Origin of the sequence: Sorangium sp. So ce381, from assembly GCF_051473845.1 — a bacterium.
Classification (GTDB): domain Bacteria; phylum Myxococcota_A; class Polyangia; order Polyangiales; family Polyangiaceae; genus Sorangium; species Sorangium atrum.
Genome location: NZ_CP150336.1, coordinates 9,676,480 through 9,702,390, shown reverse-complemented (window position 1 = coordinate 9,702,390; position 25,911 = coordinate 9,676,480). Strand labels below are relative to the sequence as shown.

The window sequence follows — 25,911 nt, the reverse complement described above, 5'->3', positions numbered from 1 at the left end:
GAGCTCACGCTCGACGGGTCTCGTGATGAGGCCGCTGCAGGGTGTCCTCCGCAACCGAGCCGGGGAACTCCGCAGGATCGGACCTGGCCCACGGGCGCCAAGTGTTCTCCGCATGGGCCAAGAGAGCCTACCAAAGGGTGTACGGCGGCGGAGCAGAAAAGCGCTCTCCCGCGCCGGGATCGTGGCCATTCGCGATTGGAACCACTTGCGGGGGCGAGCGAAGAATTATCACGTCATCTGCCGTCGAATTCCTCGCTCGGCCGCCGCCAGCGCCGCGAGCAGGCAAGAGCGCGATCGCCCATCAGACGATCTCGTGTGCTGCTCGCCATCGATTCACCAGGTGCGAAGCGCATGACGCGCCTGCGCCGCCGCGCGGGGGGAGAGCGCGCGGAGCTGCCCCGCCGTGGCCGCGGACTCCCGAACACGCCGCGAGATGGCCCGAGCCGCGCCCGTCTCCCTCGACGGCGAGATCGCTCCGTTTAGTTGACCTCCGACGCGGGCCTTGATACCGGATTGGCGGTCGGCACGCCGTGGGCAGGTGAACACGGCGGGCGGGCGCGGCTTTCCTCAACCACAGCTCAGGAATAGCGCCCTCCGCTGACAAGGCCGCCGGTTTTGGCCTTGGGAGCAGCTGGCTTGGTTTTTGCGCAGCACCTCTCCGGCAGCTGGACTGTACTGGAAGGAGCTGACGTGGTGTTGGTGTCCGCACGGGAAGGCGACGGAGGTTCTTCGATGGTGGAGCGGCAAGTCCGGAAGCGGGTGGGCGTCGTGATGGGCGGCTCGTCGGGTGAGCGCGACGTGTCCCTGCGCTCGGGCGCGGCCGTCGCCGAGGCGCTCGAGGCGCGCGGTTACGATGTCGTGCGGATCACGCTCGGGGACAGGTTCGGCGCGGAGCTCTGCGCGACGCTGCAGCGGGCGCGGCTCGACGCAGCCTTCCTGGCACTGCACGGACGTCTCGGTGAGGACGGGTGCGTGCAAGGCGTCCTGGAGCTCGCCCAGGTTCCGTACACGGGGTCGAGCGTGCTCGCGAGCGCCCTCGCGATGGACAAGCTGAAGGCCAAGGAGATGTTCCGGCTGCACAACGTGCCGACGCCTCCCTACTACACTGTGGGTGCGAATCAGGACCTCGAGGAGCTCGATGCCATCCATGGCTCGTTCGGGTTCCCTGTCATCGTCAAGCCGCGCGGCGAGGGGTCGAGCCTGGGCGTGACCAAGGCCGGGTCGCTCGAGGAGCTGAAGTCGGCGCTCGCGCTGGCGTTCGAGTTCGACGACGCCGCCATCGTGGAGCGGTTCGTGGCGGGGACCGAGGTCAACGTGGGGATCCTGGACGGGAAGGTCCTTGGCGCGATCGAGATCGTCCCGAAGAAGGGGCTCTATGACTACGAGGCCAAGTACACGCCGGGCATGACCGAGTACCACATGCCGGCGCGCCTCCCGCCGACCCGCTACCGCGGCGTCCTGAACCTGGCGGAGCGGGCGGCCCAGGCGCTCGGGTGCACGGGCGCGGTGCGGGTGGATCTGCTCGTGACCGGCGGAGAGAACGAGTACGTGCTCGAGGTGAACACCCTGCCTGGCATGACCCAGACAAGCCTCCTGCCGAAGATCGCGGAGGCCGCAGGCTACGAGTTCGGCGACCTCTGCGAGGCCATCCTGGCGAGCGCCAGGCTGCACCAGCCGGTGCGGCGCCGCGCGCCCGCCGCGTCGGAGCTGCGGCTCAGCGAGCGGGGACAGGCCGAGAAGCGGCTGCGCCTCGTGAAGTCGGCGATCTGAAGCGAAGGCGAGCGCGGCTCCGGGGCCCATGCCGGAGCCGGGGCGCGCTGCCATCGCGCTGCTGCGAGAGGTCACTCCGGATCAGCAGAAATGCCGCCATGGCGCCAAGGCCGCCATGAAGAGGAGGACAAGGGAAGGGCCGTCCCGGCATCTTCATGATCCGCAGGTGAGCCTGGTCCCCCTGGACGGCAATCTCCGCCCGTGAGAGCCTCGGCGCCTCACGCCCCTCCAACCAGCCTCGTCTGGTCTCACCCTCCTCGCCGCAAGGGAGCCGCTCATGGCCGGGTTCCGCCAACTCCTCGGCGCATCGTTTCTCATGGCCTCCACGGCGACCGTCCTCGCAGGCGGTTGCAGGGAAGAGGCAGCGCCGCTCGCCCCGGCGTCCCTGCCCCGCGCGCCGCAGGACGAGGACCGCAGCTGCCGGTGCCCGAACGGAGCCTACTCGACCGGTGAGCTCATCGATCCGGACGACACCTTCTGCGGCATGAAGGTCTGCGGGAGAGACTTCATCTCCTATACCTGCACAGAGAGCGGGTGGAAGAGCCAGGCGCAGGACCGCTGCGGTGACCTCGCCTGCCCCGACCACTCCGACTATCCCGCCTCCGACGATCCGGAAGGGCTCGCCTTCTGCGGAGCGCGCGTGCTCAACGGCCACGCCGCTGGCCTCTACCATTGCTCCGGCGCCGGTCAGATCCCGCGGTGGTGGACCGTGTGTGACGGCACCTGCGCGGCCACGAGCCCCCGAGACGCCGAATGCAGGCCTCCGCGCGGGGCGTGCGACTGCCCTCTTCCGCGAGGCGAGGGCGGGTTCTTGCCGGGATCGTCGGCCGAGTGCGGGACGCGCACCTGCCTCTCCTCCGGCACCGGCAACGAGAAGACGAAGCACGTGTGCGGAAGCGACGGCTGGCAGGACCTCGGCGTCCCCTGCTCGGGCGCAGGCCCGGCGAGCTGCACCGCGTGCCGCGGAGTCCAGGACAGCCACGGCAAGGAAGCCGTCACGAGCGCCTGCGGGGACGAGATCTGCGGGCTCGACATCGGCAATGAGAGCCGCTGGGTCTGCGGCAAAAAGGGATGGCTCAACCTCGGACAGCGCTGCGATCCCGACGAGCGGCTCGGCCCGGTAGAAGAGGATCTCGGGAGGTGCCCTCTCATCTCCACGACGCGGTATGGCTCGGGCCAGGCCCTTCCCCGGCCGATCGAGCCAGGGCAGACCTTCTGCGGCGGGCAGAAGTTCTACGACCACCACGGCCTGCCCACCGGCGAGATCAAGGGCGATCATGCCGCGCTCTACGCGTGCCCCACGCCCGGCGGAGAGCCCGTCCTGTTCACCGCGTGTGCAGACGCGGGAGGCGACGGGACGTGCAAGCGCATGACGGAGCTCGCTCCCTGGCACGAAGGGGACATCTGGGGCCAGTCGACCGTGGGCGCCCCGCAGATCCCGCAGTGGGACCGCTGCGACGAGCGGTGCCCGCACCCCTCCGTGGCCAAGTACACGTACCGGAGCGCGGAGCGCCCCCATGAATGGTGGTACCGCGTCTGCGGCCAGCACGGCAATACAGGGCGCTTCGGCACGCTCTACTACTGCAGGCTCAGCGCCGACGACTACCAGGCCGCGCTCTCCGGCGACGTCGAGATGGGTGAGCTCCTGCCAGCGGAGGCGTGCGCGAACAGCGAATGCAATGCGATGGAGAACCCGTTGGCGAACTACGACCGGTGCGGCGACAGCGACGCCAGGCCGGCCGGCACGCCGCCCGATCCTCCGCCGGGCTCCACCGTGCCCGACTGCGACAGCCTCCGCGACTACCAGGGCACGCTCGTGCCGCAGCGCGAGACACGCAGCGGCCTGCAGGTGTGCGGTCCAGGCAAGCAGATCTACGAGTGCTCGGGCCGGACGCTCGGGCGCCCGAGCGGCTGGGAAGTCAAGCCGATCTCCTGCGGGACCGATTGCGGCGAGTGCGGACCCGACCCGTACGGCAGGACGCCCCCGTATTGCAGGGAGGTCCCCGGCACCTTCAACCGCGGGCTGAAATGGCTCGGCTGCGACAACGCGACGTCCGATCCGTCGGAGATCGATTGCAACGACAACGCGGGCACGCTGGATCCCGCCTACTGCGGGGACAACAGCGGCCCGCTCGGCGCGCACGGGGACCCGAGGATGCTCTACCACTGCCGGGCGATGTGCCCGCGGGGGACCACGTCCGCGCCGTGCGCTGACGGTGAGACGGCCGGGAGAGAGTACAAGTTCGTCCGCTCGGAATACTGCCCGTTCGGCTGCGTGATCACGCCGTCGAACGCCGCGAGCGACCGGTGCTACCTCCCACCAGGCCTCGGCTTCACGCATCCCATCGACAACCCGCGCCTGCTGAAGATCCTCGGCTACGAGGACCCCTGCTGGGGCGGACACCACCTCGGCCAGGACGTCGTCGTGAACGGCGGTCGGACCGTCGGCGCCGAGGTGAAGGCGATGGCGACAGGGCGCGTCCTCTTCGCCGGGGACAACGGATCGAGCTATCACGCCACCGTCCGCATCGAGCACTTCGTCGAGGACCCGAGCGGCGGCCCGGCGCGGCGGGTCTGCTCCTTCTACGGGCACCTCAGCCGCGATGGCCTCATCAAGGAGGGCGAGACGGTCTCCATGGGGCAGCGGATCGGCTCCATCGCGTCGTGGGAGGCCATCAAGGAAGCTCACAAGGATCTCGGCCTCACGGGCGGGGAGGAGAACACGCATCTCCACTACGTGCTCCTCTCCGACGCGCTCTGCAGCACGTTCGGCACGGCGAGCGGCGCGCCGTGCGGATACGACAAGTCCCTGAGCTCGTACGATGAGCAGAAATGCAGAGACTCGGTGTACGACGCCAACAGGACGGATCCCGACGAGGAGCCTGCGACGTTCACGGCCGTGAGCGACAAGTGCCAGAACTCGCTGCACACGGACGGCTTCATCTCGCCGCTGCACTACATGAACGAGACCCGGGGGCGGAAGGTGTGCGCCGCCAGGGCGGACTGCGAATAACGCTTGGCCGGAGGTGATCCCATGCGCCGCACTGGCACGATCCTCTTTCTCTCCATCACGACGCTCACGTGCGGCGTGCACGACCCGAGCATCTGCCCGCCCGGCTCGCTCGCCGCGTGCTTCCTGCCGGACGGCACGCTCGGCGCGCAGCAATGCGCGAGCGACGGGAGCGCGTACGGCGCGTGCGGCGCGCTGTCCTCCCAGCCTCCTCCCGGCGCGGGCTGCGCGCACCTCGGCGAGGCCTGCTGCCCGAGCCTGCCGGCCGAGCTGCGCCCCGGCTGCGAGGCCGCGGCCGCGGAGGGCGACGACGACGCCTGCGACGAGGTCCTCCGCGCCGCGGGCGACGTCGACCTGTGCGTGGGCGGCCTCGCCGCGCCGCAGTACGGGCCCAACTGCGCCGGCCTCCTGAACGAGTGCTGCGCGGCGCTGCCCGAGGCGCTGCGGGAGGCGTGCGACGCGATCGCGTTCTCCGGCAACGAGCGGCGCTGCGAGCGGTTCCTGGAGCAGGACGCCAGACCGTCGGGGCGCTGCGAGGACGTGAGCCACGCCGGCGAGAGCTGCGGCTACCTCGGCGCGAGCTGCTGCCCCTCGCTGCCCGAGGGCCCGGCCGCGCGCTGCGCGAGCGTCGCCGAGGCCGGCAACGCCGAGGAATGCCTCGGCTACCTCGGTCAGGTCGGGGACGCCAACCGGTGCCCCACCGTGGGCGACAGGGAGCCGCTCACGTCCGCCTCGTGTGACGAGCTCCTCGCGGGCTGTTGCTCGAGCCTCGACGGGCTGCTCGCCCACCGGTGCGACTTCACGGCGCTGACCGGCAGCGGCGCGCTCTGCGACGCGTTCCTGAGCGGCCTCGCGGGCACGGGGCTCTGCGGCAGCGAAGGCGAAGGGGGCGCGGGCGGAGGCTGCGGCGATACGGACGCCGACGTCGAGAACTGCGGCGCCTGCGGCAACGTCTGCGGCAGCCAGAACGCGACGCCCTCCTGCGCGGCGGGCGCCTGCTCGCTCGCGTGCGCCCTCGGCTTCGGCGACTGCGACGGAGACGCGTCGAACGGCTGCGAGGCGGATCTCGGCCAGGATCCCGATCACTGCGGCGGCTGCGGCGACGCTTGCGTCGAGAAGCACGGCACGGCGTCGTGCATCGCCGGCGAGTGCGCGCTCTCGTGCGTGGAGGGATTCCGCGACTGCGACGAGGATCCCCTCACCGGCTGCGAGACGAACGTGAGGAGCAACCCGTTCCATTGCGGCGGCTGCGGCAACGACTGCCTGGGCGGCGTCTGCGAGGACGGCGTCTGCGGCCCCGAGGCGACGACGATCGCCTCGGGGCTCGCCGTGCCTTCGGCGCTCGCCGCGCTCGGCGACCACCTCTACCTGGCCGGGGCGCGGCCGCAGGGCGGGGTCGCGGTCCGCGTCCTGAAGTACGGGCTGGATGAGGTCGCGTGCCTCGCCACGCTCGCGCCTCCGCAGGACGGGACGTGCGGTTTCGGCGTCTTCGAGGGCGTCGCCGTCGCCGGGCTCGACGTCTTCCTGACGAGCGCGGAGGGGGTGCTCAAGCACACGGCGAGCGACGGCCTCCTGCTCCTCAGCGCGAACGTCGCCGAGCCGTGGGCCGTCGTGGCCGACTCGACCGCGGCGTGGTTCACCTCGCGCGCAGAGAGCGGCGTCTTCCGGGTGGACACGACGAGCAGCGCCCAGGACGCCGTCGAGATCACGGGGACCGTCGGGAGGGCAGGCGGAGCGCTCGTCGCCGACGACACGCACCTTTACTGGGCCCAGGGCGGCGGGGTCGTGGTGAAGATGCGGAAGGACGGCACGGAGCAGCGGCAAATCGCGTCCGGTCAGTCGTTCGACGACGGGCTCACCCCGCAGTTCCTCGGCATCGACGCGGAGCACCTCTTCTGGAGCACGGAGAGCGGCCGGGTGATGCGGCTCGACAAGGACGGAGCGAACCTCGTCGTGCTCGCCGACGAGCAGCCCGATCCGGCCGGGATCGCCGTGGATCCGGCGTCCGACGGGGCCGTGTACTGGGTCAACCGCGGCAGCGGCGTGGTGCGGCGCGTGAACAAGGACGGCTCCGGCCTGGCGACGCTCGCCGCCGGGCAGGTGCAGCCGATCGCGATCGCGCTGGATGAGGCGTACGTCTACTGGGCGGCGCAGGACGGGGCGGTGCGGAAGACGGCGAAGTGACACGGGCGGCTTCGGGGGCTGCCTTCGCTGGAGAGCCCCGGTCTCCACGACGTGCGCCACCAGCCGCTCGCCGTGCTCGCTGAGCACGGCGGGAATCGGGCGAGCGGTGGTGGATCAGGCTGCCTTGCGGAAACCCCTGGATCGTGCGGCGAACAGCGCGGCGAGGAGGAGCCAGGGCGCGGATGAGCCGCCCGGATCAAGGCCAGCGCCGCGCGCCAGGGCGCAGCCGTTGCCGTGCGCGCGCGGCGGGCCGCTCCCCTCCGGAGCAGGCGCCGAAGGCGCGCCGCCGGCGTCGCCGCCGGAGCTGCTGGAGCCACCGGTGCCGGTCGCGGCGGCGGCTCCGCCGTGGCCCTCGCCGCCCTGGCCAACGCCGCCGCCCTCTCCGCCCTGACCCTCGCCCCCCGCGCCGCCCCCGGAGCCGCTGGCGGCCTCCGCGAGCAAGCAGCCCCCGGCGATGCACTCGCCGCCTGGACAGGGCGCCCCGTCGAGCTTGTAGCGCCGCTCGCAGGCGCCGGTGGCCGGCGCGCAGACGGCGCGCCTGCAGGTGGAGGTGTCGGGCTGCGGGCACACGAAGGGATCGCCGCCGACGCAGGCGCCGTTCTGGCAGGTATCGGTCTGCGTGCAGGCGTTGCCGTCGTCGCAGGGGCTGCCGTCGGGCTTGCGTGGGTTGCTGCAATCGCAGGCGTCGCCGACCCCATCGCGGTTGACGTCGGCCTGGTCGGGGTTCGCGATCAGGGGGCAGTTGTCCACCATATCGCCGACGCCGTCGGCGTCGTCGTCCTCGTCGCAGGCATCGCCGAGGAGATCGCCCGCCGGCAGGCCACCATCGGTGTTGGCCTGGAGCGTGTTCGGGACCGCAGGGCAGTTGTCCTCGCTGTCGCCGATGCCGTCCTCGTCGGTGTCGAGCTCGCAGGCGCCGGCCCTGCACTGCCCGCTGAGGCACTCCTTCGGGAGCGCGCACGGGGCGCCGGCGGGCTTCTTCGGCACGCAGTCGCCGCCGGTCGCCGCGCAGTAGGCCGAGTCGGCGCACTGGGTGTCGAAGGTGCAGCCCGTGAGGCAGGCGCCCGCGACGCAGCGGTACTCGGCGCAAGATCGCGTGTCGCCCTCGGCGCAGACCCCGCGGCCGTCGCAGAGGGGGGCCTCGACGAGCTCGGAGGCGCCCTTGCACGAGGCCGCGCCGCAGGGGCTGCCCTGCGCCCGCAGCTGGCAGCCGCCGCGGCCGTCGCAGAGGCCGTTGGTGCCGCAGGAGAGGGCGGGCTCCGCGGCGCAGTCGTCGTCCGGATCGGCGCCGGCCTGGATGGGCCCGCATGCGCCGTCGGGGCCGGCGCCCTTCTTCGCGGCGGAGCAGGCCATGCACACGCCCGAGCAAGGGGTATCGCAGCAGACGCCATCGACGCAGGAGGCGCCGGCGCAGTCCGCGTCGGTGTCGCAAGGGTCGCCGGGGAAGGCCGCGGTGTAGAGCTCGGCGCTCGCGATATACATGCCGGGGCCCACGCCGCCGGTGATCAGGACCTTGCCACGGCGCAGCAGGGTCGCTGCGTGTCGAGATCGCTCGGAGTACATCGTCCCTGCCGGAGACCAGCTGTCCGTGGCGAGGTCGTACACCTCCGCGCTCGCGCTGCCATGGCCATTGACAGTGTCATTGCCCGCGACCAGGACCCGCCCGTCCAGGAGCCGCGTCGCCGTGTGGTTCTGGCGCCCGGTGCTCATGGGAGCTCGCGTCGTCCAGCGATCGGTCGCCGGGTCGTACAGCTCCGCGCTCGCGAGCCCGCTGATCCCCTCCGAATCCGGGGAGCCGCCCGTGACCAGGACCCGCCCATCGTCCAGCAGCGTCGCCGTGTGCGCCCGGCGCCCGGCGCTCATCGGTGCTGCCGCTGTCCAGCTGCGCGCGTCGGGGCTCCAGATCTCCGCGTTCGGGGCCTCACCGCGGGGCCCGTAGCCGCCGGTGACCAGGACCCGCCCGTCGCCCAGAAGCGTCGCCGCATGCGCATTTCGCGCGGCGATCATCGTCGCCGCTTCCGTCCAGGTGCCTTCCTCCGGGTCGTAGATCTCCGCGCTCGCGAGGTTGTCGTAGTTGGCCCCGACGCCGCCTGCGACCAGGACCCGCCCGTCGTCCAGCAGCGTGGCCGTGTGCCCCTGGCGCGCGGCGATCATCGGCGCTGCCGCTGTCCAGCCGCGCGTCATGGGGTCGAAGATCTCCACGGTCGCGAGCGCGCCCTCCGCGTTGCTCGCGTAGCCGCCCGCGACGAGGACCCGCCCGTCGCCCAGCAGCGTCGCCGTGTGCGTGTAGCGCGCGTCATGCATCTCCTTCGCCGCGGTCCAGGTGCCGTCGGCCGGGTCGTAGATCTCCGCGGTCCTGAGGTCGATGGCGTCGGCCCCGTAGCCGCCCGCGACCAGGACCCGCCCGTCGTCCAGCAGCGTCGCCGTGTGCGCCTGGCGCGCGTCGCGCATCGGCGCGGTCTCCGACCACGGGCTCGTGCCCGGCGGGTCGTAGACCTCGGCGTTCGCCTCGATGCCTTGATTGCCGCCGGTCACGAGCACGCCGCCGCCCGGGAGCAGCGTCGCCGTATGATCGCTGCGGCCGACGGCCATCGCCGGCGCGTTCGACCAGGAGCCCTCCGCCGGGTCGTAGATCTCCGCGTCCGCCAGGTGGAGGTACGAGTGGAGGCCGCCTGTGACCAGGACCCGCCCGCCGTCGAGCAGCGTCGCCGTGTGGTCGAAGCGCCCGAAGCTCATGGGCGCCGCCGGCGTCCAGCTGCCGTTCACCGGGTCGAACAGCTCCGCGCTCGCGAGGAACGTGCCGTCGCTCGTCAAGCCGCCCGTGACGAGGACCTGCCCGCCGTCGAGCAGCGTCGCCGTGTGCCCTCGGCGCACGGTGCTCATCGATCGCCCCGGGGTCCAGGTGTTCGTCGCCGGGTTGTACATCTCCACGGTCGGGACCTCGCCCTCCGCCCCGGTGCCGCCTGTGACGAGGACCCGCCCGTCGGCCAGCAGCGTCGCGGTGTGCGCATAACGCGCGGTGCTCATCGGTGCCGCCGCGGTCCAGATGCCCTCCCGCGGGTCGAACAGCTCCGCGCTCGCGAGGAACTTGCCATTGCTCCAGCCGCCCGCGACGAGGATCTGCCCGCTGTCCAGCCGCGTCGCCGTGGGGCCCTGGCGCGCGCCGTTCATCGGCCGCGCCGGCGTCCAGCGGTCCTCCGCCGGGTCGTACAGCTCGGCGCTCGCCACCGTCGTGCCCGAGCCGTCGGAGCCTCCCGCGACGAGGACTTGCCCGCTGTCCAGCAGCACGGCGGCGTGCTCGAGGCGCGGTGCGCTCATCGGCTGAGCCGGCGCCCAGCTCTCGTCCGCCGGGTCGTACAGCTCCGCGCTCGCGGCATAGCCCTCGCCGCCATAGCCGCCCACGACCAGGACCCGCCCGTCGTCGCCGCCCAGCAGCGTGGCCGTATGCCCCCCGTCCCGCCTCTTGGCCATCGCGCCGAGGGGGCGCCACAGCGGATCCACGAGCAGGAGCTCCGCCGACGCCTCGACGAGCAGCGCGATCTCCGCCCCGCGCGCCTCGAGGCGCGCCGCGATAGGCCGCCCGCCTTCCGCGAACGCTCGCGGCGCCGTGACGCGCAGCCGCGGCGCCCCCGCCGCGTCCAGCACCTCGACGGCCTCGCCGCGCTGCCGCAGCGCCGCGCCGTCCACCTCCCAGACGGCCGCGGGCTCACCCGCCGGCACGGCGCCCGGCGGCACGGTGAGCCATTCCTCGATGCCCCCGGCGGCCGCCCGCCAGAACGACGCGCCGCCCGCGCGGCCGTAGATCACCGCGCCGTCGACCACCGTCCCCTGGCCGGACGCGCCGGCCTCCCGCACCCGCACCTCGAAGCCGCCAGCGCCCGAGAGCCGCATCCAGCCGCCGCCGTCGTGCGGCAGCTCGGCCGCGAGCCGCGGCCCGCGCCCCGTCGGGCCAGGCGCGCCCAGCGCGAAGCCACCCTCGGTCGCCGCCGGCGCGCCGGGAGCACCGCTGCCCAGCACCTCGGCGGCCTGCGCCGGGAACCGGCGCTGCACGAGCGCCGCCGCCGCCGCGCCGTCGTGCCCCGCCGCGCACCCGAGCGCGCCCATCCACCCCACCACGGCCAGCACCAGGACGGCCATGACCAGCACGCGAAGACCCGACACAGCTCGCATGCCAGCGAATGTCTCACGCGGTCACGCCCGCAACAACAGCGCCGCGAGCGCGGCTCACACGAGCGATGTGCAGATCCCGAACCGGGGATGATAGACCCCGACTCGGCGCTTGCCGCTCCGCGTCTCGGGCGTCACGAGGACGACCACGCTCTTGTCGAGCGGCGCGTTCGCGCGAATCCGCACGTGCTGGCCGGCGACGACGACGTGCCAGATGTTCACCGTCCCGTACCTCGTCACGACGGCTCCCTCGTAGATGTGCGCCGCCGACGGCGCGCCGCGGAGCGCCAGGCGGCACGCGGCATAGCTGCCCAGCAGCTGATACAGGAGCACGAACGGCATGACGCCGAGCGAGACCGTGAGGAGCATCGCGACGAAATCGACGTGCCGGTAGAAGGCGCCGACCCCGAGCAGCCCCGCCCAGAAGAGCAGCGAGTACCCCACGCCGGCCAGCTGGTGCCGGACGTGCCGCAAGGCCGCCCAGGGGCGCGGGGGCGGCGCGCGGAGCTCCTCGGGCAACTGGATCGCGTTGGGGGGCTCCATGGCGTACCGCTCCGGCATACCCGGGGCGGCTGCGGAGCTCAATCGGACAGCGCGCGAGTCGCCGCGTCCTCCCGCGCTCCTCCAGCCGCTTCGCCGCTCGCGATGCGCCTGCGCTCGCCGCCGGTGCCCGCTCCCCCGGCACGCCGGCGATCACGGCGCGAAGATGATCGCCCCGCCCGGCGGGACGCTCATCGAGAGCACGCCGGTCGCGGAGACGATCTCGCTCGAGCCGCCGAGCGCGTCCCTGAGCTCGGTGCCGGGCGGGAGACCGAGCGCCTGAGCGACCTCGACCGAGATGCGTTGCTCCGTCCCCGCGCGCGTCAGCGCCACCACGGCCGACTCCCCCCGGCCGTGCCGGCGGCCGAAGACCAGCGTGTCCTCGGTGGCGGTGAGGTTCACGTAGGCGCCGCGGCGGAGCGCGGGGATCGCCCGCCGCGCGGTCCCGAGCGCGCGCACGAAATCGAGCGTCTCCCGCTCGTCCGCCGTGAGCTCCGCCTCCGGACGCCACATGCTGCGGTTGTTCGGGTCGGCGCCGCCCCACGCGCCATACTCGTCCCCGTAGTAGAGCAGCGGCGCGCCCGGGAGGCCCAGGAGCCACGCCATCGCGAGGCGCGTCCGCGCGTACACCTCGGGCGACCCGGGCGCTTCCGCGGTGTCCGACCACTGGCGGCCCGGGACATCCCGGCCGCGAGGCCCCGCATCGTCGCGGTAGTCGGCGAGCGTCGCGAAGCGGGCCGTGTCGTGGCTGCCGAGGTACGGCGTCATGATCGCGCCCTCCGGCCACCGCCGCTGCCCGTGCTCGACCCAGTACGCGGCGTGCAGCATGCCCTCCTCGCCCCAGCCGAACGTCCGGTAAGAGACCCCGTGATAGAGGACGAAATCGAGCTGGCCGTCGAGCCCCTGAGGGCCGATGTACCTCGCGATCGTCCCGTAGTTCTCGTCGTTGCACGGGTCGGCGCAGTCGCTCCAGCCCATCGCCGTCTCGCCCATCAGGAAATAACGTGTGCCGGCCGGCTCGAACGCCTCCCGGACCTCCGCGGCGAGGTTGCGCGTCGCGATCTCCTCCACGTGCTTCACGGCGTCGACGCGGAGCCCGTCGAGATCGAACGCGTCGAGCCAGTAGATCGCGTCCGCCACGAACGCGGCGTTGGCCTCGGGCACCGTGTGATCCACGTCGGGGAGATAGCTCGCGAACATGCAATCGAGCGCGTGCGACGTCCAGTCGCACCCGTCCGTCCCGCAGACGCACCCCGTCCTGAACCAGCCCGGGTGAGACGAGACGTACTCGTGATCTTCGTGCACGTGGTTCACCACGAAATCCTGGAGGACGCGGATCCCGTGGCGGTGCGCCTCGGCCACCACCGCGCGGAGCGCCTCGGCGCCGCCGAGCCGCGGATCCACCTCGCGCGCCTTGATGGGCCAGTAACCGTGATATCCGGTGACCTGGTGGACTCCATCGCTCGCCAGGGTTGCGCCCGCAGGGTTCTCCTGGAACGGCGTGAGCCAGATGGCCCGCACGCCCAGGGCGTCGAGCGTGCCGTCCTCGATCGCCTGCCTCAGCCCCTCGAGATCCCCGCCGGCCCAGTCCCCCCGCGGATCGGCGCCCGGCGTGGCGGGCGGGTTCAAGGTCGGATCGCCGTCCCGGTAACGATCGGTGACGACCATGTAGATGAGCGCGTCCTCCCAGGAGAACGCCTCGGCCTCGACCCAGAACACAAGCCGGAGCGGCTCACCGGCGCGGCCGCTCCGGGTCGCCCCGCGGAGGGTGACCCGGTATTTGCCGTCGCCGAGGCCTCCCAGCCGGATCCGCACGTCGCCGCGCGCGTCGACCGAGAGCTCCCGATCCGTGAGCGGGCGCGCCCCGCCGTCCTGGTCCTGTAGAACCGCCTCGAACGCGGCCGCCTCCGGGCCCGCGCCTTCGATGCCATCCTTGTACACGAGCCGAGCCTCGAAGGCGCCCTGTCCGGCGGCAGGCCGCGTCGCCTGGCTGGACGCGACAGAGAGCGACGGGAGGCGGCAGTCAGGGACCTTGACGGCCGAGTTCTCGACCCCGTCGACGTACTTGCGGCGCCCCTCCGCCGGGTCGAGCACCCACGAGATCTCGCCGCCCGACCGATAGGCGATCTTGTAGCCGTGCAGCCCCGGCGGCAGGTCGACGGTGGCCACGAGCCGGCCCTGCGTACCGCCCTGCAGCTGCGGGGCAGCGCCGAGATCGAAGCCGTTCCACTCGCCAGGGACGCGGACGTCCGTGGCCCCCGGAGGGGCGTTGAACGTGAACGAGGTCGGACAGAGCAGGTTCCCGTACTGCGCTCCTCCGCCCGCCCCGCCAGCGCCTGCGGCCTCGCCGCCTACGCCAGCCGCCTCGCCGCCAGCAGCACCGGCGCCTGCCGTCCCGGCGCCGCTCGTACCCTTCCCCTGGCCCGCGTCGAGCTCGCGATCGCCCCCACACGCGAGCGGGACGGCAGGGAGCATGACGGCGCAGACAGCGGCGATCACGATAGCAGAACGGCGGCGCGACATGGCCTCGAGCAGTATCCGATCGCGAGGGGCATGTCAGCGCGCGCGTCGCCCTGAACCACCGCAGCCGCTGCGGAGAACAGCGATGCTCCGCCCATGCTGTCGCGTCGCTAACAGTCTCGCGCAGTTTCCGTCGGGGCTCCGGCCCGCACCCAGGCGTTCGCTTCGCGCTTTGTCGGGCCGAGCCGCGCGAGCTCACGCGCTCGGAGCGGCCTGGTCTCGCGACCCGATCAAGGCGTGTACCGATAGAGCTCGATCCAATCGTAGGTCGCGCTCGCCTTGCCCGTCTCGGCCGTCACGGCCCCGGCCCACTCCGCGCTCGACGACGCCCAGATCGTCATGAGCACGTTCTGCGGAAGCATCATGAGGTCGATGCGCTCCGTCCACTCGTGTCGGAGCACGTCGTCGACGGAAAAGCGGGCGCCGGACGGTGTCCATTCGATCTGGTACGTGTGAAAGTCCGCGCTCGGGTCGAAGCCGAGGTCCACCTTCTGCGGATGCTGAGTCGGACTGACGGATTGCGTCACCGGGGGCCGTACCGGAGCGCCAGTGTACACCATGGCGTTGAACTGCACGTCATTCGGCTCGGCCCCGAGGCACTCGATGTCGAGCTCGTTCCAGTTGTCCGCTGGCCAGGGGGTGTAGATCGTGACCAGTGACGAGACGACCGCCGAGCCTCGGGCCAACTTGACGCGAGCGCGCACGCGCCCGTACGTGAGCGCGTCGATGGAGCGAACCTCGGCGCCCAGGAAGGTCTTGGCGGCTCCGGAGCTGTCGGCGGTGCCCTGGGGGGCCGGCGTGAGCCGGAGCACCAGCTGGCCACGTTCGATGGTAGCGGCGGATCGCGAAAACAGCGCCAGATTGCCCGTCCAGGAATGTGTCATCAGCTGCCAGCGAGCTGCGTCCAGCTGATCGAAATCGTCGCGGAAGAGCAGGGTGAAGGCCTCTTCGGCCGGGGGAGGGCCGCCCGCTGAGCCGCCGTTACCCGTGGCGCCTGCCGCTGCTGTGCCATCCTCCGTTCCGCCCGCGCCGCCGGCGCCGCCCGCGCCGGCTCCGGTGCCGGAGGCGCCAGCCGCAGCCCCAGCCCCCGTCATGGAGCTACCCGTTCCGGCGCTGGAACCACCACCAGCCCCCGCGCCGGTGCCGTCCCCGCCAGCCCCCGCCGCAGAGCCCGGGGGCTGGCTGGAATCGCCACAGGCCAGCGCGGTGAATGCGGAGAACAGAAGCGAAGCGACCGTGCAGCGCGTCGAAGGCATCATGGGCTCCACTTGGCGCGCCGGGTGCGAGAGCGCTTCGCATTTTTTGCTTCCTGTCCGCGTCACCGCTGCCGCACACTGACCTGGCCTTGAGCGCTCGGCCCGCGTTGTTCCAGCCCTTTCCGATGCTCGCCGGCCGGCGCGCCCAGGTCTTCCGCCACCAGCCGCAGTACCGTCGGCCCCGGCACTTCCACGAGGAGCCGGAGATCAACCTCGTCGCTCGCGGCACGGGCATCATGGGCGTGGGGAAGCGCGTGGTGCCGCTCGTGGCGGGCACGCTGCTCTATTTCGCGCCGGGGCAAGATCACGCGCTCCTCGAGGAGAGCAGCGATTTCGTTCTGTACGTCGCGGCGCTCCGCCCCGAGCTGGGGGCTCGCGTCGCGGGGGCCGCGTCGAAGGTCGCGCTCGACGCTGTGCAGCTCGCGCCGGCCGTGCTCGCCGACGAGCTCGCGCTCCTCGGCGCGCTCGACCGAGCGCGCGACATCTCGGTCGTGGAGCATCGCCTCGCGGAGCTCTTCGAGCGGTCGCTGTCGAACGTGCCGCTCCCCCACGTGGTAAGCCGCCGCATCTTCGAGCTCTTGCGGCTCGATCCGAATCTCCCCGGGGCGGCCCTCGCGGCGCGCCTGCACACGGGCGAGAGCGGGATCAGCCGGCGTTTTCGCAAGGACGTGGGCGTGAACGTCGTCGAGTACCGTGCGCGGCTCAAGCTGATGCAGTTCGTCGCCGAGGTGGATCGCGGCGCGAGCTTCGCGCGCGCGGCGTACGCCGTCGGGTTCGGGAGTTATGCGCAATGCCACCGCGTCTTCACGCGCGCCCTCGGCTGCGCGCCCCAGGACTATTTCGGCGGCCAGCGCGCGGCGCTGACCGAAATGACCGTGCCGATGCACGGATGGTAACCGTGAACTCCGGTGACCTGGCGGACTCCGTCGCTCGTCAGGGTTGCGCCGGCAGGGGTCTCCTGGAACGACATGAGCCAGATAGCCCGCACGCCCAGCGCGTCGAGCGTGCCGTCCTCGATCGCCCGAGGCGCGTTGAACGTAGCGGCTCTCGGCCGAGGCGGCCTGGCGACGACGCCTCGGGCGCGCACGCCGCCGAGCCCGTCGGCTGATGCGAATTCGGGCGGGATCGCCGGCAACGCTGGCCATGATGCGAGGGCGGAGAATGGTATACCTTACCGGGGAGGGGGCTCCTGCTGCCACTGCCGAGGCTGCCTCGCCCAGCGCCTGAATGACGAGCCCGTCCCCTCCCTTTCCCTACACGATTCGCGAGACCATTCACGAGGGCCGCGGTACCGCCGTGTACCGTGCTGTTCGAAACGCCGACGGCCGTCCGGTGGTCCTCAAGGTGCTCGACCCGAGGAGCTGCCGGCCGCAGGACCTCGCCCGGCTCAAGAGGGAGTACGAGACGGGCAAGATGCTCGACGTGGGAGCCGTCGTCAGGCCCCTCGCCCTGGAGATGTACGATGGGGCGCTCGCCCTCGTCATGGAAGACTCCGGCGCCGAGCCGCTGGATCGACTGCTCGGCGCGCCGATGGCGACCGGCAGGTTCCTCGCGCTCGCCGTCCGCATCGCGGAGGCCGTCTCCGACATCCATCAGCGAGGCGTCGTTCACAGAGACCTCAAGCCCGCAAATATCCTGGTCATTCCTGCGACGGGCGAGGTGAAGATCGCGGATCTCGCGCTCGCCTCACGGCTCTCCGGCGAACAGCACGCCCTGGGGCCAGCACGCCTCATCGAGGGGTCCCTGCCTTACATGTCGCCCGAGCAGACAGGGCGGATGAACCGTGGGATCGACAGCCGCACCGATCTGTATTCCCTGGGCGTCACGTTCTACCAGATGCTCACGGGGAAGCTCCCGTTCGACGCCCGCGACCCGCTAGAATGGATCCATTGTCACGTCGCCCGCGCGTTCGCGGCCCCGTCCGAGGTGGTCCCCGAAGTGCCCGAGGCGATCGAGCACATCGTGATCAAGCTCCTCGCGAAGATGCCCGAGGAGCGCTACCAGACGGCCCGCGGCCTTGGCCATGACCTGAAACGGTGCTTCGACTCATGGCGCCGCGGTGGGAGCGTCGCGCCCTTCCCGCTGGGCGAGCAGGACGCGTCGGGCCGCCTGCGGATCCCGCAGAAGCTCTATGGGCGCGACGAGGCGATCGCGGCGCTGCTGCACGCCTTCGAGGGCGTGATCGACACCGGATCTCCCGAGCTCGTGCTCCTCTCGGGCTACTCCGGCATCGGCAAATCGACGCTGGTCCACGAGCTGGACAGGGCCGTCGCCCGCGAGCGGGGGTTCTCCGCCTCGGGAAAATTCGATCAGCACAAGCGCGAGATCCCTTACTCCACCATCGTGCAGGCCGTTCAGGAGATCGTGCTCGAGCTCCTCGCCGACAGCGCGAGGATCGCCGCATGGAAGCAGCGGTTGCTCGAGGTCCTCACGGTCAACGGGCAGCTCATCGTCGACTTGATCCCGCAGCTCGAGCTGGTCATCGGCCCGCAACCGCCGGCTCCCGAGCTGCCGCCGGTCGAGGCGCAGAACCGGTTCCGCATCGTCTTCCGGCACTTCATCGGGGTGTTCGCCCGGAAGGAGCACCCCCTCGTGCTCTTCCTCGACGATCTCCAGTGGGCCGACTCGGCGAGCCTCTCGCTCTTGCAGGATCTGGTGACGCACCTCGACACGGGGCACCTCCTCGTCGTCGGCGCGTATCGCGACAACGAGGTGACCCCCTCGCACCCGCTCATGACGGCGCTGGGCGAGGTGAGGAGGGAGGGCGCGCGCGTCCGGGATATCGTGCTCGGCCCGCTCTCCCGCGAGCACCTGTCCATGCTCGTCAGCGATATGCTCCAGTGCCGCCCCGAGGACGCCGCGCCGCTCTCGGCCTTGGTCCACGAGAAGACGGCGGGCAACCCCTTCTTTGCGATCCAGTTTCTCCTCGCCCTCCACGAAGAGCGGCTGATCGAGCTCGACCCGAGCGCGGGCGCCTTCCGGTGGGACCTGGCGAAGATCCGCGCCAAAGGCTTCACCGACAACGTGGTCGACCTGATGGTCGACAAGCTCGCGCGGCTCCCCGCGGGCACCCAGGAGGCGCTGAAGCAGCTCGCCTGTCTCGGGAGCGCCGCGGACGTCGATCTCTTGACGATAGCGTGCGACCGCTCGGAGGAGGCGCTGCACGCGGATGTCTGGCAGGCCATCCTCGCGGGGCTCGTCCTCTGCCACGAAGGCACCTACAAGTTCCTGCACGACCGCGTCCAGGAGGCAGCCTATTCGCTCATCCCGGAGGCTCGGCGGGCCGCGGTGCACCTCGAGATCGGCCGACGCCTCGCGTCTCGTCTGCCAGGCGGGGCGGTCGAGGAGCGGGCGTTCGACGTCGCGACCCAGCTCAATCACGGCGCTCACCTCATCACCGATCCACGCGAGAAGGAGGCGCTCTGCCGGCTCAACCTCCTGGCAGGCATCAAGGCGAAGGCCTCGGTCGCCTACGCTTCGGCGCGCAGCTACCTGGCGCAGGCGACGTCTCTCTTGCCGCCGGACGCCTGGAGCGCGCGGTACGAGGACACGCTCGCGCTCTACCTGGAGCTCGCCGAATGCGAGTCCATCACCGGCAACTTCCAGCCGGCCGACGGGCTGTTCGATCTGATCCTCCAGAACGCCCGCTCCAGGCCCGACCGCGCCAGGGCCCACCGGCTGCGCATGCGGCTCTACCAGATCGCCGGGCGACACCGCGACGCCATGACGGTCATGATCGAGGCCCTGCGGCTCTACGGGGCGACGCTCCCGGAGGCCGACGAGGAGATCCAGGCCGCCGTGGAGGCCGAGATCCGGCAGGTCCCGATCGCCTTGCGCGGCCGCCGCATCGCCGATCTCGTCGATGCGCCCGTGGCGACCGACGAGGACGTGCGGGCGTTTATCAGCCTTGTCGCCGAATCGGCCCCCCTCATGTTCTCCGTGCGACCGGCGCTCTGGCCGCTGCTCACCGCCAAGGGGGTGAACGCGTCCCTGCAGCACGGACCCGCCGAGGAGTCCTCTTTCGTTTATAGCTGCTACGCCGCGGTCATGGTGTCCATCCTCGGTGACGTCCCGCACGCGTTCCAGTTCTCCGAGATGGCGCTCAGGCTGAACGAGAAATTCAAGAGCGTCACGGCCATGCTGAAGGGGAGGTTGCTCTTCCACCACGCGGGCGTCATCAGCATCTGGTACAGGCACTACGCGACGAGCATCCCGCTCATGGACAAGGCATTCCTCGATTGCCTCGACGTCGGAGACTTCATCTTTGCCGGCTATTTGACGTACAACATGGTGTGGCTCGTCCTGGAGAACGGCGACCCGCTCGACCGCGTGATCGAGGTCGCGCGGAGATACGCCGCCTTCGCCCGGCAGACTCACAACGATGTGGTGTACCACGTGGTCCGGCTCGAAGAGCAGCTCGCGGCGAGCCTGAAGGGAGCGACGCGGGCGCCGACGAGCTTCGACAGCGGCGCCTTCGACGAGGCGAGCTCGGTCGCGATCTGCCAGAAGGCCGGCTTCGGCCTTGGAATCGCTATCTATCATATCATGAAGCAGATCGCCGCGTTCACGCACGAGCGTCACGCCGAAGCGCTGGAGTCCGCGGCCGCCGCCGCGCTGATGCAGGGGCAGGCGGCGTCTCTCGCCATGGAAGTGACGCACCACTTCTACCACGCGCTCACGATGACGGCGCTCCACGCGCAGGCGCCCGCCGAGCAGCGGCGGCGATTCGCTCAGGCGCTCGAGAAGCCGCTCCAGAAGCTGAGGGGCTGGGCCGCGGGCTGCCCCGAGAACTTCCAGAGCCGCTACGTCCTGGTGTCCGCCGAGGTCGCGCGCATCGAGGGCCGGGACCTCGACGCGATGCGCCTCTACGAAGAGGCCATCCGCTCGGCGCGCGAGAGCGGCTTCGTCCACGTCGAGGCGCTCGCCTACGAGCTCGCGTCTCGGTTCTATCGAGCGCGAGGGTTCGAGCGCTTCTCCGATACGTACCTGCGTGAAGCCCGCTCGTGCTACGTGCGCTGGGGGGCCGACGGCAAGGTGAAGCAGCTCGAGCAGCGCTATCCGCAGCTCCTCGAGCGGCGGCCGCTCGAGCCGACCGCCACCTTCGCGGCCCGCACGGAGCTGCTCGACGTGCTCGCGGTCGTCAAGGCGTCGCAGACGATCTCGGGCGAGATCCTCTTCGAGAAGCTCCTGCGGACCCTGCTCGAGTCCGTCCTCGAGCAGGGAGGCGCCCAGAAGGGCTGCCTCATCCTCGTGCGGGACGGCGATCTGACGATCGAGGCGGAAGCCGCGATCGAGGAGCGACAGGGGACCGTGACCAGGGTTCTCCAGTCGTTGCCGGTGTCGTCCTCTCCGCTCCTCCCTGCCTCGCTCCTCCACTACGTGCGGCTCACCAAGGAGCGTGTGCTCCTCGATGACGCCGCCGCGAAGGCGGGCAGGTTCTCGGGGGACGAGTACATCGTCCGGCACAATCCGAGGTCGGTCCTCTGCGTCCCCATCTTGCGGCAGGCCGAGGTGCTCGGTCTGCTCTACCTCGAGAACAACCTCACGACGCACGCGTTCACGCCCGAGCGGCTCCTCGCCCTCGAGCTGCTCGCCACGCAGGCGGCCATTTCCCTCGAGAATGCGCTCCTGCTCGCCAGGGAGCGAGAGGCGCGGGCGGCGGCGGAGGCCGCGGAGCGGCGCACGGCGTTCCTCGCCCACGAGCTGAAGACGCCGCTGACTGGCCTCCATCTGAAGCTCGACGCGCTCGCGCGATCGATCAAGCAGCAAGAGGCGGTCTCCGCGTCCTGGCTGTCGTCGTCCCTCACGTCGTTCAAGCGCCAGCTCGGCCGGCTCAACCTGCTGATCGACAGCCTTCTCGACCTCTCACGCGTCCAGAAGGGGCGGCTCGCCCTGACGCGTGAGCCGGTGGACCTGGCGGCGCTCGTGCGGGACGTCGTCGGACGGCTGAGCGAGCAGGCCGAGCTGGCTGGATGTGCGCTCCACGTGCGGGCGGAGCGCGCCGTCGTGGGCCGGTGGGATCGGCTGCGGCTCGAGCAGGTCGCGACGAACCTGCTCACGAACGCCATGAAGTACGGCGCCGGCAAGCCGGTCCGGATCGTCGCCGACGGGGACGGGGCCGTCGCTCGCCTCTCGGTCTCGGATCAGGGCATCGGGATCTCCGAGGCCGACCAGCGGCGCGTATTCGAGGCGTTCGAGCGCGCGACGGGGCTACATCAAGCGCAGAGCCTCGGCCTCGGGCTGTACCTCGTCCGGGAGATCGCGCGAGCGCATGGAGGGCGCGTGGATCTGCGCAGTCAGCTGGGCTCAGGGACCACGTTCATCGTCGAGCTGCCCGTCGAGCCGGAGGGAGAGCGCGGCCTCGCGCAGCCGTCCTGAGGAGAGGGGCGCGCGGGCCGCCTGGTGCCAACTGGGCCTTGCGGCGCGGAGCCGAGGGGATGGAGTACTTTGGCCGAAGGTGGGGTCTTTTGAACCGCCAGGACGCCATAAGACGCCATAACGATGTAATGTCGAGGCGGGCGGCGGGCCACCGGCCGGCTGATTCGGGTTGACACCGCTGATGTGAGCGTTCACATTTGTCCGGGCATCCTTCCGCTTTGCCCTGGATAGCGTCATGCGCACCGGGCCCTTCGTCCTGGGGATCGGGATCGAGCTCAGCGCCGACTCCTTTCGCGAGCAACGGCGTGGGGGCATCGGTCGCGCCCTACCCCCGCCGGGCGCGAGATCTCGACTCGTCATGGGCAAGCGGCAGCTGTCGGAGAAGTCCTCATGAAAAGCATACTTCGATGGTCTCTCGGGCTCACGCCTTCGCGCATCGCGTTCTCGCTCATCGGGCTCCTTGCCTGCAGTGAAGCAGATGCCCCGGTCGAAGAGACCGGATCCGCAGGCACCGGCGGGGCAGGCGGCGCGCCTTCCAGCGTCGTGTCCTCAGCGTCTACAGGGGCTCTCGCCGGCGGAGGGCCCGCAGAGGGGAGCGCGCAGAGTACAGGCGGGGTGGGCGGAGAGGCCGCGGGGCCGAGCACAGGCGGGGTGGGCGGAGAGGCCGCGGGGCCGAGCACAGGTGGGGTGGGTGGAGGGGCGTCGGGGGCAGGCGGCGCGGATGAGCCGGGCGTCGGCGGGAGCAGCGGCGGAGGCTCGGCCGAGCCCGTGTTTCATGTCTTCCTCCTCCTCGGGCAATCGAACATGGCCGGGTACCCGAAGGCCTTGGCCGCAGACAAGACCGAGAATCCCCGCATCAAGGTCCTCGGCTTCGATGCGTGCGCCGCGACCGGGCGCGTCGAAGGCGCGTGGGACGTCGCTGCCCCGCCGCTCCACGAATGCTGGAACGGCGCGATCGGGCCCGGCGACTACTTCTCCAGGACGATCCTCGAGCATTACCCCGCCCAGGACACCGTCGGCCTCGTCCCGTCCGCCATCAGCGGGGAGAAGGTGGAGACGTTCATGAAGGCGGGGGGGAGCAAGTACAGCTGGATCCTGTCGCGCGCGAAGGCGGCGCAGGAGATCGGCGGCGTGATCGAGGGGATTCTGTTCCATCAAGGCGAATCGAACTGCGGCGACCCCGCGTGGCCCGGCAAGGTGAAGACGCTCGTCTCGGACTTGCGCGCCGATCTCGGTATCGGTGACGTGCCGTTCCTTGCAGGAGAGCTCCTGCATTCGGGGTCGTGCGCAAAACACAACTCGCTCGTGAACCAGCTCCCGGGGCTGATCCCCAAGGCCTACGCCGTTTCGGCGGAGGGGCTCGCCATCGATCCTGCCGACACCTGGAATCTCCACTTCGGCCACGACGCGCAGGTCACCCTGGGCAAGCGCTACGCCGAGAAGATGATCGGCGCCCTCGGTCTCTGAGCGCTCCCTGCGCGCCGCGCGGAGGAGCGTTCAGGTTCGGCTCCTGGCGGGACTGTTCCGCGGTGGCGAACCGTCGCGATCCGTCGCATCCCCGGGGATTTGTGGAGGGCGTGACGACGGATCGCAGCCCCTCGGAAGGCGTGGGCCCAACCCGGGCCCAATTGTCAATCCCAGGGTCTGGGGCGCTCGCCGTGACCGATCCGTCGCCGGGTTTCATGCGCCTCCCTAGACCTGTTCATATTGGCTCGGACGGACGGGTGCCGGAGGTCGTGCGGCGTTCCCTGAGTCGGCGATATCAGGGGCGAACGTACGCAGCTCCACGCCCGGGACTGCCTCACTGTCGGCACCGCCAGAGAGCGCGAATGCGCAGTGGGCGGGCGCTGATCGTCCAGCTCCTCTTCCAACGGCCGCGACGGTGACGAGGGCGTGCTCGCTTCCCCAGCCGGGACGACAGAGCGGTGCCTCCGGTTCAAAGGCTCGCGCCAACGCCGCGGACGTGCCTTGTCCAAAGTAGGAAGGCGCGCGAGAAGTGGACTTGGCGACTCTCCGTAAAAAGTTGACGCTGAATTGTCGTACGCTATAGCAGCGCCTTGCATCTGCGGCTCTTGGGTCCCGCAACCCACGCTGGCGGTGCGTCGAGGCGGGATTTCTCAGCGCGCCTTGTCGCGGACGCGACTTCGCGTCCACGTCGACGGTCGATTCATAAAGAGAAAGGATCGGTCATGCGACACCCATGCATAGCTCGCCATCTTGGAGTGGTGCTCTACGCGTATATGACGCTGGGGTTGGCGGCCCCCGCGTTCGCGCAAGGGGGTGATACGCTCGTCTCTGTCGGCAGCCCGGTCTCGCATTTTTCGCAGAACAAGCAGAATGAACCGACAGTCGCGGTGGATGCCAACCATCCGAACGTGGTTGCGGCCGGAGCGAACGACAATATCGATATGGAGGCGTGCGACGCCGGCGATCCGACGACCTGCCCGTTCACCCAGGGGGTCGGCTCCTCCGGGGTCTATTTCTCCTTCGACCGTGGCCAGACCTGGACGCAGCCGACCTACACTGGCTGGACGGCCAGAGATTGTCGTGGACCCGAGAAATGTACACCGCATGTCGGGCCAATCGGCACGCTGCCCAAGTACTTCGAGAACGGGCTGGTCTCCGACGGCGATCCGGCGGTCGCCTTTGGTCCTCGCCCAGGTCCGAACGGATTCTCGTGGGACAATGGCTCGCGTCTGTACTATGCCAATCTGACCGCCAACTTCAGTGGCGAGCGCGGCGAGCAGGCGTTCAGGGGCTTCGAAGCCGTCGCCGTGTCCCGCATCGACGGAGACCCGGAGCTTACTCCCGAGATAGTCGCCGACCAGAACAACTGGCTGCCTCCTGTCATCGCTTCGCAGCGTCAGAGCTCAACGACGTTCGCCGACAAGGAGCAGATCTGGGCCGACAATGCCGAGAGCAGTCCGTTCTTCGGCAACGTCTACGTCTGCTTTGCCCAGTTCCGAGGTCAACAGGGCGCGGCGGCGCCGCTGACAGTGATACGCTCGACCGATGGCGGCGATACCTGGGAGCAGAAGCAAGTGACCCCTGCGCACAACGTCCCGCCGACGATGTGGGGGCAGTCCGGCTGCACCATCCGCACCGATAGCATCGGCGTGGTTTATGTATTCTACGAGCAGCTCCAGTCACCCTTCCGATTCTTACCTCCGCACGGCGCGCACATGCTGGTCCAGTCGTTCGACGGCGGGAGAAGTTTCACACCGCCACGGGAGCTCTTTCGTATCACCGATCCGTGCTTCTTTATCGATCCGGTGATCGGCCGCTGCGTCATGGATGGCATCGCAGGCGCACGCAATGATCTCGCTGGCGCTCCCAATGTCGATATCGCGAACGGTGCTCCGACTGGGGACGACGCAACAGACGAGATCGTGGACACGTGGGTCGACGGCCGAGATGGCTTGAACAATGAGCGTGTCATGCTCAGCCACTCGACCGATGGTGGGGCGACCTGGTCCGGTCCGACGACGATCCAGAGCCCCGGCGACCGCGGGTACTATACTGCACCTGCCCTCTCTCCCGATGGAACAGATCTCTATATCGTCTACAACGCGTTCCGCACCCCGTTCCGTAACAACACGACAGATTCGCGGAGCCTCGTAGGCGTGGTGCTCCACGCCGACATCGGAGTGGGAGGCGCGCCGACAGGGCTTTCTGAGTTGCATCGCGGTGATCCAGGCGATCCCCGCGGCTCCAGCCAGAACGACCTTGTGGCCGAGTTTCTGGGCGACTACGTGTACGCGGCGGCGACGAGGGACTTCGGCGTCGCTGTCTGGAACGACGTGCGTAACGCCGCAGACTGCCCCGCGATAGACGCCTTCCGTCAGTCGCTGCGCACCGGAGGCACGGTTCCCACGCCGAGGCCCAACACCGACTGTCCGTCCACCTTCGGCAACTCGGATATCTTCGGAGGATCCTTCGCTGATCCGACGCCGTAACCAAGAGATGGGTGAGCAGCACCCATCGTTCGGGTACGAGCGGCGCGTTGCCTGAGCCGTGCTCGCCCGTCACGCCGAGCACATGGAGTTTTCGTGCCACGGAGCCATTTCGCGTTGAATTGACCTTCCC

At 70.4% G+C, this 25,911-nt stretch carries 11 protein-coding genes; 7 read left to right on the top strand and 4 right to left on the bottom strand.

The window, feature by feature from the left end; all coding sequences use genetic code 11:
- Positions 1–732: 732 nt before the first annotated feature.
- The 3 genes from WMF29_RS36400 (at position 733) to WMF29_RS36390 (ending at position 6,964) form a co-directional block, all read left to right on the top strand.
- A complete protein-coding gene (locus tag WMF29_RS36400; protein ID WP_437324704.1) occupies positions 733–1,770 on the top strand; it encodes a D-alanine--D-alanine ligase in 1,038 nt (345 codons plus the stop codon).
- Between the two features lie 316 nt (positions 1,771–2,086).
- Positions 2,087–4,783, top strand: coding sequence for a M23 family metallopeptidase (locus WMF29_RS36395; RefSeq protein ID WP_437324703.1), 2,697 nt, complete (start codon positions 2,087–2,089; stop codon positions 4,781–4,783).
- 21 nt (positions 4,784–4,804) lie between these two features.
- Positions 4,805–6,964: a hypothetical protein gene (locus WMF29_RS36390; protein ID WP_437324702.1), complete on the top strand. Its 2,160-nt coding sequence runs from the start codon at positions 4,805–4,807 to the stop codon at positions 6,962–6,964.
- A 114-nt stretch (positions 6,965–7,078) separates the two neighbouring features.
- On the opposite strand, the gene WMF29_RS36385 is transcribed toward WMF29_RS36390, so the two are convergent.
- The 4 genes from WMF29_RS36385 to WMF29_RS36370 form a co-directional block, all read right to left on the bottom strand.
- Complete coding sequence (locus tag WMF29_RS36385; RefSeq protein WP_437324701.1) at positions 7,079–11,134, bottom strand: kelch repeat-containing protein; 4,056 nt, start codon at positions 11,132–11,134, stop codon at positions 7,079–7,081.
- A gap of 54 nt (positions 11,135–11,188) precedes the next feature.
- Positions 11,189–11,674 carry a hypothetical protein gene (locus tag WMF29_RS36380; RefSeq protein WP_272095841.1) on the bottom strand — a complete coding sequence of 162 codons (486 nt, stop codon included), beginning with the start codon at positions 11,672–11,674 and terminating at the stop codon, positions 11,189–11,191.
- Positions 11,675–11,824: 150 nt separating this feature from the next.
- Positions 11,825–14,146, bottom strand: coding sequence for an alpha-amylase family glycosyl hydrolase (locus WMF29_RS36375; RefSeq protein WP_437324700.1), 2,322 nt, complete (start codon positions 14,144–14,146; stop codon positions 11,825–11,827).
- Positions 14,147–14,421: 275 nt separating this feature from the next.
- The gene (locus WMF29_RS36370; protein ID WP_437324699.1) at positions 14,422–15,285 is read right to left on the bottom strand and encodes a glycoside hydrolase family 16 protein; all 864 of its coding nucleotides are present in this window, start codon (positions 15,283–15,285) and stop codon (positions 14,422–14,424) included.
- 269 nt (positions 15,286–15,554) lie between these two features.
- Here WMF29_RS36370 and WMF29_RS36365 point away from each other — a divergent pair, with 269 nt between their 5' ends.
- From WMF29_RS36365 to WMF29_RS36350, 4 genes are all read left to right on the top strand, one after another.
- Positions 15,555–16,343 carry a helix-turn-helix domain-containing protein gene (locus tag WMF29_RS36365; RefSeq protein ID WP_437324698.1) on the top strand — a complete coding sequence of 263 codons (789 nt, stop codon included), beginning with the start codon at positions 15,555–15,557 and terminating at the stop codon, positions 16,341–16,343.
- A gap of 331 nt (positions 16,344–16,674) precedes the next feature.
- Complete coding sequence (locus WMF29_RS36360; RefSeq protein ID WP_437324697.1) at positions 16,675–21,825, top strand: AAA family ATPase; 5,151 nt, start codon at positions 16,675–16,677, stop codon at positions 21,823–21,825.
- A gap of 615 nt (positions 21,826–22,440) precedes the next feature.
- A complete protein-coding gene (locus WMF29_RS36355) occupies positions 22,441–23,292 on the top strand; it encodes a sialate O-acetylesterase (protein WP_437324696.1) in 852 nt (283 codons plus the stop codon).
- 755 nt (positions 23,293–24,047) lie between these two features.
- On the top strand, positions 24,048–25,781 hold the full coding sequence (locus tag WMF29_RS36350) for a sialidase family protein (protein ID WP_437324695.1): 1,734 nt from the start codon (positions 24,048–24,050) through the stop codon (positions 25,779–25,781).
- The last annotated feature ends 130 nt before the right edge of the window (positions 25,782–25,911 follow it).

Excerpts from the sequence above, each read along its gene's own strand:
- WMF29_RS36395 (WP_437324703.1), top strand. The coding sequence starts at position 2,087 with ATGGCCTCCACGGCGACCGTCCTCGCAGGCGGTTGCAGGGAAGAGGCA.
- WMF29_RS36375 (WP_437324700.1), bottom strand. The coding sequence starts at position 14,146 with ATGCTCCCTGCCGTCCCGCTCGCGTGTGGGGGCGATCGCGAGCTCGAC.
- WMF29_RS36400 (WP_437324704.1), top strand. The coding sequence starts at position 733 with ATGGTGGAGCGGCAAGTCCGGAAGCGGGTGGGCGTCGTGATGGGCGGC.
- WMF29_RS36385 (WP_437324701.1), bottom strand. The coding sequence starts at position 11,134 with ATGCGAGCTGTGTCGGGTCTTCGCGTGCTGGTCATGGCCGTCCTGGTG.
- WMF29_RS36380 (WP_272095841.1), bottom strand. The coding sequence starts at position 11,674 with ATGGAGCCCCCCAACGCGATCCAGTTGCCCGAGGAGCTCCGCGCGCCG.
- WMF29_RS36390 (WP_437324702.1), top strand. The coding sequence starts at position 4,805 with ATGCGCCGCACTGGCACGATCCTCTTTCTCTCCATCACGACGCTCACG.
- WMF29_RS36360 (WP_437324697.1), top strand. The coding sequence starts at position 16,675 with ATGACGAGCCCGTCCCCTCCCTTTCCCTACACGATTCGCGAGACCATT.
- WMF29_RS36370 (WP_437324699.1), bottom strand. The coding sequence starts at position 15,285 with ATGACGGGGGCTGGGGCTGCGGCTGGCGCCTCCGGCACCGGAGCCGGC.